The organism is Sphaerospermopsis aphanizomenoides BCCUSP55 (assembly GCF_001586785.1).
GTDB lineage: Bacteria > Cyanobacteriota > Cyanobacteriia > Cyanobacteriales > Nostocaceae > Sphaerospermopsis_A > Sphaerospermopsis_A aphanizomenoides_A.
Genome location: NZ_LUFH02000026.1, coordinates 41,015 through 54,693 on the forward strand (window position 1 = coordinate 41,015; position 13,679 = coordinate 54,693).

The 13,679-nt window shown below is 40.5% G+C and carries 8 protein-coding genes; 4 read left to right on the forward strand and 4 right to left on the reverse strand.

All coding sequences use genetic code 11. The features are described from left to right. Nucleotides 1-54 precede the first annotated feature (54 nt). The 3 genes from A0J48_RS08960 to A0J48_RS26845 all read left to right on the forward strand — a co-directional run bounded on the left by A0J48_RS08960 (nucleotide 55) and on the right by A0J48_RS26845 (nucleotide 5,420). Entirely contained in the window at nucleotides 55-306 is a 252-nt protein-coding gene (locus A0J48_RS08960) for an HU family DNA-binding protein (protein ID WP_200322322.1), read from the forward strand. 24 nt (nucleotides 307-330) lie between these two features. Further along, nucleotides 331-1,233 (forward strand): hypothetical protein, encoded by a 903-nt coding sequence (locus tag A0J48_RS08965; protein ID WP_234300809.1) that lies wholly within the window; start codon nucleotides 331-333, stop codon nucleotides 1,231-1,233. A 1,577-nt stretch (nucleotides 1,234-2,810) separates the two neighbouring features. Continuing rightward, nucleotides 2,811-5,420, forward strand: a complete 2,610-nt coding sequence (locus A0J48_RS26845) for a hypothetical protein (RefSeq protein ID WP_234300810.1) — start codon at nucleotides 2,811-2,813, stop codon at nucleotides 5,418-5,420. A gap of 313 nt (nucleotides 5,421-5,733) precedes the next feature. Here A0J48_RS26845 and A0J48_RS08975 read toward each other — a convergent pair whose 3' ends face one another. The 4 genes from A0J48_RS08975 to A0J48_RS08995 are packed head-to-tail and all read right to left on the reverse strand — an operon-like array spanning nucleotide 5,734 to nucleotide 11,308. Further along, nucleotides 5,734-6,246, reverse strand: a complete 513-nt coding sequence (locus A0J48_RS08975) for a hypothetical protein (RefSeq protein WP_234300811.1) — start codon at nucleotides 6,244-6,246, stop codon at nucleotides 5,734-5,736. A gap of 28 nt (nucleotides 6,247-6,274) precedes the next feature. Continuing rightward, a complete protein-coding gene (locus A0J48_RS26850; RefSeq protein WP_234300812.1) occupies nucleotides 6,275-8,809 on the reverse strand; it encodes a CHASE2 domain-containing protein in 2,535 nt (844 codons plus the stop codon). Nucleotides 8,810-8,827: 18 nt separating this feature from the next. After that, nucleotides 8,828-10,099 (reverse strand): DUF1822 family protein, encoded by a 1,272-nt coding sequence (locus tag A0J48_RS08990; protein ID WP_200322326.1) that lies wholly within the window; start codon nucleotides 10,097-10,099, stop codon nucleotides 8,828-8,830. Nucleotides 10,100-10,114: 15 nt separating this feature from the next. Beyond that, nucleotides 10,115-11,308, reverse strand: coding sequence for a sigma-70 family RNA polymerase sigma factor (locus tag A0J48_RS08995; RefSeq protein WP_200322328.1), 1,194 nt, complete (start codon nucleotides 11,306-11,308; stop codon nucleotides 10,115-10,117). A gap of 233 nt (nucleotides 11,309-11,541) precedes the next feature. On the opposite strand from A0J48_RS08995, the gene A0J48_RS09000 reads away from it, so the two are divergent. Continuing rightward, the gene (locus A0J48_RS09000) at nucleotides 11,542-13,467 is read left to right on the forward strand and encodes a ShlB/FhaC/HecB family hemolysin secretion/activation protein (RefSeq protein ID WP_234300813.1); all 1,926 of its coding nucleotides are present in this window, start codon (nucleotides 11,542-11,544) and stop codon (nucleotides 13,465-13,467) included. Nucleotides 13,468-13,679 lie beyond the last annotated feature (212 nt).

Consider the following 13,679-nt stretch of genomic DNA (forward strand, 5'->3'; position numbering starts at 1 on the left):
TCGATATCTACTGATTGTAAACTGAAAGGGAGTGTAGCAGCATTTTGCCTAAAAATGTCTATCGACAAAAAGGAATTGATACGCCGCGTTGGCCAACGGATAAATAAAGAAACTGGCACAGTGGAAGAAATTATAGATGCCACCATCGAAGAAATTTATGAATCGCTAAAACAGGGAGAAAGTGTTTCCCTACGTAACTTTGGTACTTTCTACGTTAGAGTAGAGCCAAAAACTTGGGTTTTTAAATTCAATCCCTCCCAACGGTTGCGTAAAATTTTTTGCTGGTCATCTACTTACAAGGATTAATGCAAAGAACGTAAAATAGCTTGTATGACAGCAGAACAAAAATTGGCAGATAGCAAACAAATACCTAAAAACAACACAGCGACAACTACCATCAAGCCAGGTTATCAACCGCAAGCAGCCGACACCAGCATCGACGCAGATATCTACCTGTTTACCCGACTACGCCAACGAACGCTCAAACAAAGGGTAGAAATGTACGCAGCCCATGAGCGTGGAGTCAAGAAACTTAGCCTAGCTGGGATAAAAATGCGACATCCCCAGGCATCGCTCAAAGAAATGCGCCAGCACTTTACCCGTGCCGTTTTAGGTGATAAATTGCCACAAGGGTTTCAACCAGGAGGTGATGAAAAAATTTGGATTCAAGATTCCATTGCCCTCGCAGGCGAACTCCACTCCTGTCTCAATGCAGTTAATATACCTTACTATGTCAGTGGCGGTGTAGCCAGTTCAATTCATGGAGAGCCACGTTCCACCCGCGATTTAGATTTAGTCATCTCCGTTCAAGTCAACCAAATCGACTTATTGGTAACAACACTAGAAGCAGCCCTCTATTATTGTCCAGCCGGAGCGGTTGAAGACTTAAAGCAAGGGCGAGAAAGGATGCTCAACATCACCCATACCGAAACCATCGCCAACGCTGACTTATACGTCATGGACAATTCACCCTTTGCCTCCTCGCAAATGTCCCGCCGGAGGTTACTGGATATCGAGGGAATGCCAGCTTTTTGGGTGATTTCCCCAGAAGATTTAGTGCTGCAAAAGCTGTTATGGGGAAGGAGCAGTCAATCAGAAAAACAATGGCGTGATGTGTTGGGAATACTCAAACTGCAAGCTGAAAATCTCGACTACGGCTACCTTGCTGACTGGGCAGAAGAATTAGCACTGGTTGAAGTTTTCAGTCAGGCGTTAACCCAGGCTGGTATCTAGTGGCGATGAATTGCCTCAAAGCAGCCCATCCAGGGGCATTTTCAGGAGGATGTGTGTTGCAAAATTTGACAAAAATACCAAGAAAATTCCTCTTTGTTCTGTATCCGATATATGATAGTTGCATCGGTTTTGTTTATCCAGAACTTTTTTTTCTGTGAACCTAATCGCAGCGTCTTAGAGTACAATTAACACTTAAAGCAAATACTTTCAGTCTCGTGGAGTTGATGGAGGTTATGAAGTTATGGAAATAATTAGGACAAAATGGAAGATAGAAGTACATTTTGTCCGGTTTTAGATTCTAAGGAGGAGTTGCGTTTAACTACTCTCAACAGCTAGTGAAGTTTGGCGACCGATCTTACTGTTAGAGTTCAAGTTAGACACAATCCGCATTTGTTACTGTACACAATTCTATTATAAGTTGTGTGCAGTGTGGAGATATTTTTGTCAAATTTTTTGGAAATTTTCAAAAAATCCAAAAAGCCTGGTTTTTAACGAGATTAACGTAAATTGACCTAAATATCACTCTGTAAATGCGACATCCTCCTCCAAACGCCTCAAAAATAGTCTTTATTGGAGGAAGTTATGAACGGAATTCAAGATAAATACAGAATTCAAGCTCACTGGAGTACAGATGAACTAAAAGATCATCTCTCCAGGGTTAGTGATGGGGCAATAGCAGTCAATGTTTGGCAGCGTTATAAATACTCTGCGAAATTTGCAAATCCTCTTCAATACTTAATTACTTACCCTATAAAAGTTACAAATTCTCTTCAATGCTTCCTCAGTTGCTCTACAAAATTTGCAAAATCTTTTAAATTTTTATTTGTTTCATATACAAAATTTGCAAATCCTCTTCAATACTTAATTACTTACCCTGCGAAATTTACAAATACTCTTCAATACCCAATCCCCAGTAACCAATCCCCAGTACCTGATCCCCAGTATCGGGATCAGCATTCGTCTGCTGAATTCTTGATAGAAGAGACATCTTTACCACCACCCATAAAGGCTGTCACAGCTTCCAGTGGAGTAGCCCAACTTCCAAAAAAGTCCAAATTTCCAAAAAAAAAGTTGGGTAGCCGCTAGGTACTTGGTCTTGGTGAACTAAGACTGAAAAGCCAGGAATGAATGAATGAATGAAAAAACATCCCGCTAGACAATCGAAAAAGACCGCTAGTAGACGATTACGAGTCGCCTCAGCACACTAGGTGGGATACCACAACAAAATTCGTAAATATAAATATTAAATTTAATAATAGCTAAATTATTAAATTTAATTTCATTCTAGGCCAAGAATCTCCTGTTTACCAACAACCAGGCATTAAACCGAGAGAACAGTAAAAAGAAAGCAAATAGGTTCTGAACCCGCTGTAAAACTTGGACAAAACTAGACACAATTAAACACCGTTAGAAATTGTCCAACAAAGAGTTAATAACCAATCTAACTCCTTGAAACTCGCCAAAAGCAGCCAAAAATCAGAAAATTAAAACCGAAAAGCAGAATTTTACATCTTCAGGTTTCAAACCAACTAGCGGCTACCCGATGAACAAACCCAAACCATCGAGGAAAGCCAATCATGTATCTACCAAACCAACCCCAACCAAACCGCAAATCAAAAGCCCGCAAATCTCCCCAGTCGGGAATAAAACCCCACCAACCAGCCTCAGAACTAGGAAAACGCTACGTAAAATACTTCTGGCATCCTTGGAACGCCATAATAGCCCCAGCCAACAGCCTCCACAGCAAACCAGACTGGAAAACAATACATTATTACCTTCAACCCTCCCAGCTGTGGGCATACCATCAAGACAAAAACCAACTCATAGGAATACGCTTCAACTCATATACCAGATACGCCACAATAGACATAGACACAACAGGAGACTACCACAACCTAGAAGCCTATCAAACAATCAAAGCAGCCCTAGAAGACATAGGCATAGTAAACATCGTCCCCATCCAATCAAGCTACAGTGGTGGCTACCACCTCATCATCCCCTTCACCAGCAAACTCCCCACCTTCAACCTAGCCTGCGCCCTAGAACAAACCCTAAAAGACACAGGATTCAACATCCGCCCAGGACACATAGAAATATACCCCAACCCCAAACCCTGGGCAAAAGACATCATCACCAACTACAAAGCCGTTCGCTGTCCCATGCAGCCAAAAAGCGGCGCATATCTGCTAGACCACCACCTACAACCAATCAGCGACTCAGTAACCACCTTCCTCGATCACTGTGACCATGCAGCCCAACGTCAAGACCTAACAAGGCTCAGATACATCTGTAAAAAAGCCAGAAAGAGACATATAAGAGAACTGTATCGGCAAAAAGCAGGAATCAAAATCGAACAATGGCAAGCCGACTGGGAGCAAATAATAGCCACAGGATGGACAGGATATGGACAAACAAACACCCTTCTACAAATAATCGTCGGTTACGGCATCGTCTTCCTAGAATTACAAAACGAAGACCTAGTTAAATACGCAGTAGAAACAGCCAGAAACGCCCCTGGATACAAACAATACTGTCGTCACCAACGTTACATCGAAAACAGAGTCAGAGACTGGGTAAAATGCACAGAAAAACACCAATGGTATACCCCCTACGCCAGCCATCCCAAACGCTTCAAAAAAACATTCATTAACACATTTGCCTTAGCAATAGCAGGAGATAGCCAAACAGAAAACCATCAAAACAACGTCATACCCTTTGAAACAACAAAAATCAGAAACCAGCAACGTAGCCAGCAAACCCAAGAACGCATAGAAGAAATAGTAAAATACCTATACGCACAAAATCAAAGCGAAAAAAATACAGAAACAGGATTAAACCAAAAAATAACAGAAAGAGGTAAACAAATAAGTGCAGAATACAAACGCAGATACAACAGAACACTCAGTCAAAAAACACTATACAAACACAAGCATCTATGGCATCCCCAATGGTACACACCAGATACTAGAGAAGATAACAGCAATCAGACAGAAAGCATCAATCCATCAGATAGCAGCCTGAATGAAAACATTAACTCAGAAAACAGCAAACAGCCAGAAAATAGCTCAAACCCAGACCCAGAGAGCAATTACACTCAGTTTGACCCAAAAGTAGACATTGAAAAAAAATCAACAACCCGAAACCCTTACACAGAAGGGAATTACACTCAGTTGCCTTATATGAAGGTTTTATGTACACCCTCAGCCACCAGTGCCGTAGGTGCTGAGGTGGCTGGTGTAGATCAGCTGCAAAACCAAGATTTTCAAAAAGATTCATCAATAAACCAATCAACAGAAGATCAACAACAATCTGAAAATCAATCAATCATAAATTCTGTTAATAGTGCTGAAGATAATTTAAATCAGACCAATGAACAATTAGAAAATTCAACAAATTCAAGTGTTTTACAATCAAATGAATTTAATGAAATCAGTTTAATTCAGTATTTCTTATGTTTTTTAATCCGCAGCGCCTCGTCAAAAACAGATAAAGAAAACTTATCAATGATTGGGGATAATGAACTGGGAGTTTCTTCAGCAGATTCAGCAGAAGAGACAGCAGAACATTCACGTTACGGGGGTGATAATTGGCAGGAAAGCGGCTCTAATGGCAATTTTATACAATCAGTTGTTTCTCCAGAAACACCAGCCTCAAATGGCAAAAATGGGGGTGAAATTGCATCTGTTGGGGATATAATACCGCTACATCTAGTTTCAGCAGAAGATTCAAACAGCTGCAAGAATGTACAGGAAAATGCTTCTAAAGGTAATTTGATACCAAATACTGCTGAAATACGAGAACCTAGATTTTACAGTCGTGATCATGAGCAGGAAAGTGCTTCTAAAGATGATTTTATACCAGATGCTGTGAAAGCAGAATCATTAGTTGCAAATGACAATCATGAGTTACAAAGTGGTTTGATTGATGATTCTACGGTTGATGAAGAATCCAGAATTGAAGAGATTAAACGGATAACAAAGTTGCGACTAATGGCAGTGGTGAATGCTAAGAAAAAGGTGCGGGAATATGGGGTTATTTCAGGACGACTTATTTGTGGTCAAGAGCGCGAACAATTGGAAATGAAGTTCCGAATGCAATTTTACCTTGATTCGGGTCATGAAGTGCTAGTAGCAGAAGCTACTGCATGGGCAGAGGAGAATCCTGGGTGTTTGCCGTTTAGGTATTGAGGATAAACGCTTATGCTGCAATACTCCCAATCTATCTTGCCCCTCATGACACACTCGCTAGATTTATAAGAAAATCGAGTGAGCCAAAACCACCGAGATAAAGTATCGGAGCTTGGCGGAGATACTTTATCGTGCTTCAGACGGTGGATGTAGGCGAACGGCTTGCCCCTTTAGGGGCAAGTTCATCAGGTAGTATCATGATGTCTTTGTTCTTGGGGTCACCGTGCCAAAACGGGAAAATTGTACGCTAAGGCTGAAATCCTTATCCAGCAAGCATTTTAACTGAAAACCCCTTGACAAATGTGCAATTATTCTAATCTCTGGCGACGATTTCGTAATTGCTTCCCGCCGAAGAATTAGCTGCGTATATCCCCTCAATACGATAGCCGTTCAGATTATAGTATTGCTGCGATTTCCTACAGCTTTCAATAATCTCATGTTTACTTGTATTTGTTACAAATCTCGTAATTCCTCCATGGCTTCTATCCCAGCGACCATTTAGTACGTACCAATTGCTTGCTGGATTTAATCCCCATTGCCAAGTCCTTTGATTCCCATTGCTGAAATAACAAGTAACATACGTTGTAGTCTGTGCTAAGGCAACATTAGCTAACGAAAAAGGAACAATCAAAGACAAAATCGCAATCGGACTGAAAAATAGTCTCATTTGAACTTTACTAGCCATAGCTGAAATCTCCTTATCGTTTATTTTGCGTTCATCGCTATTAATTAATTGGTTTGGTTTTTTCGTCTTATTCACCTTCGGCAGACTAAAATAAACTAACCATTTAAACAATCGCCAACGAAGAGATAAACGCTTATGCAATTAGTTGTGGATATATTCAATCAATCCTCTATATTTTTGACTTCCACGCAACGATACCAGAACCAGTTACAACTACAGCTAGGGCTGAAGGAACAAAAGGAACCCATGCCCCAGATATACTAATGATGACTGTACAAACTCCGTATAAAAATATAACTGTAGCAACAATAGCGCAGCTTTGACCTATACGTGAATCAATGCGCCAAATAATTAAACCAGATATTAAAGACCATCCAAAAATCCACAGAATATCACCCCAAAAAGGCAAAACCCAAAGTAGAACTCGTTGGTCTAAAACAGCACTGATAATTTGGCTCACCATTTGTGCTTGTATCAACACACCTGGTATTCTTGCAGGCTGTTGTACAACGCTGTAGGGAGTTGACCAAATATCGCTGACAGTGTTAGCCGTGACTCCAATCAGAATTATCTTATCTTTGACTAAATTAGGGTTTACTTGATCATTGAAGATATCTTCTAGAGAAACTTTTTGGAAATTGGTATTGCGGTAGTTGACTAATATTTGAAAGCCACCTAAATCCACTCCTTGTTGGTAGCCACCACTACGCCCAGGTTTTAAGCGTTGCAATACTTGATCCCCAAAGCTGATATCATCTTTATTTACATTAATTTTAATATTTTCATCCAATAAATAACGATAAACAAGCTGAAAATTCAATGAATAAGGTGTTTGACAAGGAGACGAAGCTTCTTGTGCCATCATGAAAATTTGCCGACGGACAATATAATCTGAGTCTTCAATTCCATCTGTAAAACCTTGACGTTCTACAGGTACTTGTTCAGGAGGTTTTACACCTTGAGGGTCAAATTTACTATCTTTACCTTTGCAGGCGACAACAACTGTATCTGCTTTTAGTTCATCAACCAGGTTTCTCTGGTTTGGTTTTTTAGGGTCTTGAGAATCTCGATAAAGATCCAGTCCAATTACTCGTGGTTGATATTGTTGTAATTTGTGCAGTAACTGGGCTAACTTATGATCTGGAATTGATTTCGTGCCTCGGACAATCTCTTGTTGGTAAGATTGAATATCTTTTTCGGTAATTTCAACAACTAGCAACCTTGCATCTTGCGCTTCTCTTGGTCGCAGTCGCAACATTTGGTCTAAGGTTTGCAGTTCCGCTGTCTGAAGGATGCCTAAATACCTCAAACCTATGGTTGAGGCTGCTATGATTACACTCATCAAAAGTACGGTTCGGAGCTTGCACTTTGCAGGCAAAGTTATGCTGTTTGTATAACCTTTATCGAGGTATTTAATATCACCAAAATTATTTGTATAACCAATATCTAGAGATTGAGTATCACTAAGGCTACTTGTATAATTTATATCTATTTTTGTAGAGTCTGTATTTATGTTTGTAGACTCTTTGTTTTTAGAATCTTTATCTATAAATTTAGTATCACTGTCAATATTTGTAGAAACAATATCCAGAAAATTACTATTACTAAAACTTCCGCAGAGTTCTTGCCAAGTTACTGGTACAACTGTAGGATTTTGACAGATGACAGGCAACCAACTGGCACAGGGAAAGTTATTTTCTAATCCTTGCAATCTTTCCCGTGCTTCTCTGACAGCCGCATATAATGTCTTACCACCTGCAAAGGCAGAAAGAAAGTTTTTCAAAAACTCTTGCGCTACTAAATCTGGTATTGGTTCGCGCATGACAATCATTTGAGGAATATTCAAATCCGCTAAATTTCGCGCTAAACCAATGCCATCGCAGGAATTAAAAATTGCCAGTTTTAAACCGTTTATAATTGCTGTCTTCAGTGCATTTCTTAATTGGGAAATGGTTAAACTATCTGTTTGATTAATGTCAATTTGCCCTATTTCTCCATCTGCAAGACTGGCACTATGTCCTGCAAAAAACAGAATATCCCAATCCTGATTCCACAGTTGCTCATCTAATTCTTTGCGGGTTGGTTCTACCAGAAACTTGACTTGGGTATCTGCCAAACCTTCAAGCCAGGAACGGTCTTTTTCAAGATCAATAGCAACACTATTACCTAAAATAGCCAAAATTTTGACTTTACCTATAGGGGGTTTTTGTGATAGATGAGGAGATGTATATTCTTGATTACTTAAAGCTAATTCAGCCTTGGGATAATGCTCAAAAAAATCCCACAAATGCCAAGGGATTCGATGTAAAAGGGCAATATCTGTTTCAAAAATGACTCTAATTTCATCATGGGGACTAAGTAAAGTCCGCAACTGTCGCTCAATATTTTGGAATGACTCAGATTTTAACCAAGCATTAATATTTCTTTGTAGCTGCTGACATACATCATTAAAGTCATTCACAGAAATATTAGTAACATCTTGCTGATGTACTTTAATCCGTTGATTGTTGCCCAAACGACAATGTACGGCTTCGTAAAGTAACCGCCATTTGTGATAAATATTGGGAAGTTCTGGTACTGCTGGCAAACTACCGATAAATTTCACACTTAATGATTGGTTAGTATCCCAAAGTTGGGCAGTAACCACAGCAAATCCTTGGTTAAAATCACCTCCTAACAAACTGAAAACCAATAGTTTACTCATAGACTGGCTGTGGCTTATTTAAACCATAAAATTTTCTGTTATTTGGCAATCATCAACAGCAACTTGGATACTAAAACATTCTCCCACTTCTCCATCAAAACGCGGTAATTGAATGTAGTTATCTTGTTCTCGACTTTGTACTTGATGAATTATTTCTGCTGATTCTGTAAGCAAAGCCAGCTTTATATTAGGAGGTAGATAAGTTTCTCCACTAGCAGGATGTAATTGCACACGAATACTAATTTCTTGGTTTGCTTCTGGTGTTAAAGCAATTAATAGCACAAGCTGTTGAGACTCTAGTTGCATTCCCAAGTCAATCAACTTGGCTCGTTTAACACTAGCACCTGTTAACCCGGAACTACTTCTAAAACTAAAAGCTAAACTCTGAGCATTTGTACCCAAAAATGTCTCAATGGTTTTCCAAGAACTCTCGTAAATGCCCTCCAGCCAACTACTAAGATTAACTTTTTCTGTAGAAGACTGTAACTGTTGTCTTTGTTCTGTGGAAGATTGTAACTGTTGGATTTGCTTTGTAGAAGACTGTAATTGTTGTTTTTGCTCTGTGGAAAACTGTAACTGTTGTCGTTGTTGGTATAAATGCTGCCGCCACTGTTGATTGTCCAGTAAAGCACCCCAGGTTGTAAATGGCACTGCTAATCTAGGAAAAGCCACAGAGGAATTCCCTAACCGTTGGCACAGATTTTCTGCTTGTGTAGCGGATAATTCTCCTAAAGGAGCTATAGCAGCTTTCATCTCTTCTGTAGAGAATTGGTAAGTCATCCAAAAAGCATTAAGGTCTTTGGTTAAATCCTGGGCATCTATGCAATAAGTTCTATCTACTGGATCATAATTAGCTAATGATTTGAGTTCTTGATGGGTTGTATAGCCCCAAAATCGCACCCAATTGTCATCTGGTTTAACTTGCACTGCTATATAATAATCTGCTGCCCAATTGGGAATATCTACCCATTCTTGAGGTGCTTCTAATTCACCATCATCTATTGCCTCACTGGGAATTAATGCAACTCGCTTCTGTCCTAGTAAAACTACAGTACCATTCACAAATTCCCAAAAACCTGGCACTTCAGGTATACATTCCCAGGCAGTAGCGTTGGGGACATATTCTGCTTGTATCCAATTTAAAAAGACATCCAGGCAAATTTGATTAATATAGGCGCACCAGCGACTACTAGGTGTGGTATAAACTTGGCTGTGTTGCCAAGACTGCTCTTGGAGTGTTGGTGAAATTTCTAACTCCCATGCTCTTGGATCTGCAAATACATAAGTCATTTTAATACTCTTTTATTACCATATAGTGATTGGATTACTTCTCAGCCATTCCTCCAGAACATTACTCATATCTTTTATTTGGTTGGAAGTGACAGAAATATTCAATGTCTCCTGACTCCATTTGATTAATGCGGCTAATAAGGATTCTCTGGCTTTAATTAACCGACGAGAAACCGTAGGCTGGCTAATCTGTAATTGTTTAATAATATCCTGTTGAGTAAGTCCCTGTTGGTAGTAAAGTTTAAGTATTTCTTGGGTTTGGGCATTGGACTCCTGTAAAGCTTTTGACAAGACAGCATTCATTTGAGAGAGTTGATTTTGGCGATTTTCAGCTTCCTCTTGGGCTAGGATATCAGTGATTAATGAGTCGGAGGAGGGGTCTGGCAAATCCAAAGTGATGTTAGAGTCATCTTCTGATTTGAGTGCATCTAGAGAAGCCACAGGTGGATAGAGATAAGCGCGCAGGTAGGTAGCAGTACGAGTTAACAACTGTTCAATGGTGTCTGCGCTGCATTGTGGAGTCCGTTGAGTTAATTGGTTTAGTCGTTCGCTGTTGTAGAGATTAGCTACATCTTGCCAAAGTTGCCGATTTGGTTCTAGTAATTTACTATTAGGTCCACCCTGATTTGGGACATAAAGTTCTTTAAATGAATACCAGGCTAAACGATATTGGGCAATCATAGCTGGTGATAATCCAGCGTGGGACAGAGATGCTAATACCTGCTTTTTGCTCACCTTGCGTAACAATGCCCAATTGGTACAACCATCGGCTTCCTTACGTTGCCGTAAAATATCTCTCAACCGAGTGGGAATTGCCATTTGGGCATAGCTTTGTAAGTTATTGCTGATTTCAGGTTTAAAACCTTTGAGGATGTTTTCTACTTCAGCATTTGCTAACTGGAAGTAGTCAGCTAAACTATATTGGTTGATTGTTGCAAATTTAGCAACAGTTTTTTCAGCCGCCCAATAACATTGTTCTTGTAAATAAGCAGACAAGTGCATTTTGGCAAGATTGTGGGATTGGTTTTGCCAGTGCTTGTGCCAATAAATTGCCCAAAAGTTTTCTGCGATCGCTGCTTCTTCAGTGTTAATTAAGCATTTTTTGATACTCCGGTGCAATTTGGGTTCTGTTAACCATTTCCTGAATCTATCTGCTTCCAACTGGGCAAACGTGGAAAACAATTCCGTAATATCTTGGCGATAACGCATAAACTAGTTAAAATATAAGTTTTTGTTAAAAACGGTTATTTTATTAAAATTTTGGTACATCGTCAAAGATTTACCTGATTTCTGTGTGACACTTTTACAAGCGTAACATGATAGTATTAAGTGAGACTTGAGAAGATAGTAAAATACCCGCACCTGGCGAGTTTGAATATAAAAAGGTAGTGGTGCGATTTACCTATATTTTCCCTTGGTTGCTAGTCAGCAGCCTGATCTCCTTGAGTCTAACTTCTTTGAACTCAGCCAGAGCGCAAATCACTCCAGATAGTTCTCTTGGTGCTGAAAGTTCGGTTGTCACCCCTAATGAGACTATCAAAGGGATTCCCAGTGACAGAATTGATGGGGGCGCAATTCGCGGGGGGAACCTATTCCACAGCTTTCAAGAATTTAATATTGAGTCAGGGCGAGGGGCATATTTCACCAATCCCAGTGGCATTGAGAATATTTTGACGCGGGTGACGGGAAGTAAAGTTTCTCATATATCAAATAGTAATTTCAGCCTATCCCAACAACTACCGCCACCCCAAGATGTTCAACCCCCCGCCCCATCTCCTCGACAAACGCCCCAACCGCTGCAACCGTTACCACCACCAGCAGAACTACTCCAACCCTCTTTTCCAGATACCCAACCTCAGCCGACTTTACCAAAGGATGTTCCGCAAACTATTACGGTGCAAAAGTTTGAGGTTGTGGGTAGTACAGTATTTAGCCCAGAACAGTTAGCCAAAGTTACTGCCGAGTTTACCAATAGACCAATTACTTTAGCAGAACTGTTTCAGGCTCGCTCGAAAATCACTGAACTATATGTCAATAAAGGGTACATTACCTCTGGCGCATATATCCCAGAGCAAGCCATACAGTCGGGTGTGATTAAAATTCAGGTGGTTGAAGGTAAATTAGAAGATATCCAAATTACTGGTACCCACCGACTGAAAGTCAATTATCTCCGTAGTCGCTTGGCAGTTGCAACATCCCCGCCCCTGAATCGAGACAAGTTACTAGAAGCACTACAACTACTGCAACTCAATCCTTTGATTGATAACCTCTCTGCTGAACTGTCAGCTGGAGCGCGTCCAGGGACGAGTGTGTTACAAGTACAAGTGAGGGAAGCAAAATCTTTTAGTAGCGAAGTAGCTTTAGATAATGGTCGATCGCCTAGTGTGGGTAGTTTTCGCCGCCGTATCCAAGTCAGAGAAGCGAATTTGTTGGGTTTGGGAGATAATTTGAGTTTAGCTTATGCTAACACCAATGGCAGCAACACCTTCGATACCAGCTATACATTACCCCTTAATCCCCGCAACGGTACACTCAGCTTTAATTTTGGCACTTCATTCAGCAATGTGATTGAAAAGCCGTTTAATATTCTGGATATTCAATCCTCTTCTCGCTACTATGAATTGACTCTCCGCCAACCTGTAATGCAAACTCCTACCCAAGAATTCGCCTTGGGATTGACTGCTTCCCGACGGGAAAGTGAAGCTAGTTATATCAAAGGAGAACGTTTACCTTTCCCTTCCTTGGGTGCGGATGACGAGGGACGCACGCGAGTATCTGCGTTACGATTTTTTCAAGAATGGACGACTCGCAATAGCCGCCAAGTGTTCGCCGTGCGATCGCAATTCAATCTCGGTATTGGTGCGTTTAATGCCACCATTAATAACGACTCTCCCGATAGTCGGTTTTTCTCCTGGCTGGGACAAGCCCAGTGGGCGCGGCTGTTAGCACCAGACACTTTATTAATCCTGCGTGCTAATACGCAACTAGCATCCAGAAACTTATTACCTTTAGAACAGTTTGGTGTAGGTGGTTTAGATAGTGTGCGCGGTTACCGCCAAGATTTTCTGTTGGCAGATAATGGAGCTTTAGCTGCGGCGGAAGTGCAAATACCAGTGCTGCGGTTATCCCAGTCGAGAGGGCTGTTGCAGGTGATACCTTTTGTTGATTTTGGGGTAGCTTGGAATAATTCTGGCAGGAATCCTGATCCTAATACTTTAGCATCCCTGGGTTTGGGTTTGCGTTGGTCACAAGGCGATCGCTTCAACGCACGTCTTGACTGGGGTATTCCTCTAGTATCTGTTGACCCCCAAGCTAGGACATGGCAAGAGAACGGGTTATATTTTTCTGTAGTTTATAATCCTTTTTAGTTTTTACTTAGGGCCAGATTCTGATGGATTGAATAATGTATCTATCTATGACTTGAACGAAAAAATGAGCCAAATTGTGAACCATAAAACGAGCCATAAGTAACGACAAAATAAGCCTTACGAGAAAAAGCGAAATAAAACTTTGCAGCAAATAATGAGCCAAAGTAGATTTTCTGCACCATAATATGAACATGAGTTGAAAAACTTGCTAA

Coding starts and splice junctions, on each gene's coding strand:
- A0J48_RS26845 (WP_234300810.1), top strand. CDS start 2,811: ATGTATCTACCAAACCAACCCCAACCAAACCGCAAATCAAAAGCCCGC.
- A0J48_RS26850 (WP_234300812.1), bottom strand. CDS start 8,809: ATGAGTAAACTATTGGTTTTCAGTTTGTTAGGAGGTGATTTTAACCAA.
- A0J48_RS08965 (WP_234300809.1), top strand. CDS start 331: ATGACAGCAGAACAAAAATTGGCAGATAGCAAACAAATACCTAAAAAC.
- A0J48_RS08995 (WP_200322328.1), bottom strand. CDS start 11,308: ATGCGTTATCGCCAAGATATTACGGAATTGTTTTCCACGTTTGCCCAG.
- A0J48_RS08990 (WP_200322326.1), bottom strand. CDS start 10,099: ATGACTTATGTATTTGCAGATCCAAGAGCATGGGAGTTAGAAATTTCA.
- A0J48_RS08960 (WP_200322322.1), top strand. CDS start 55: ATGTCTATCGACAAAAAGGAATTGATACGCCGCGTTGGCCAACGGATA.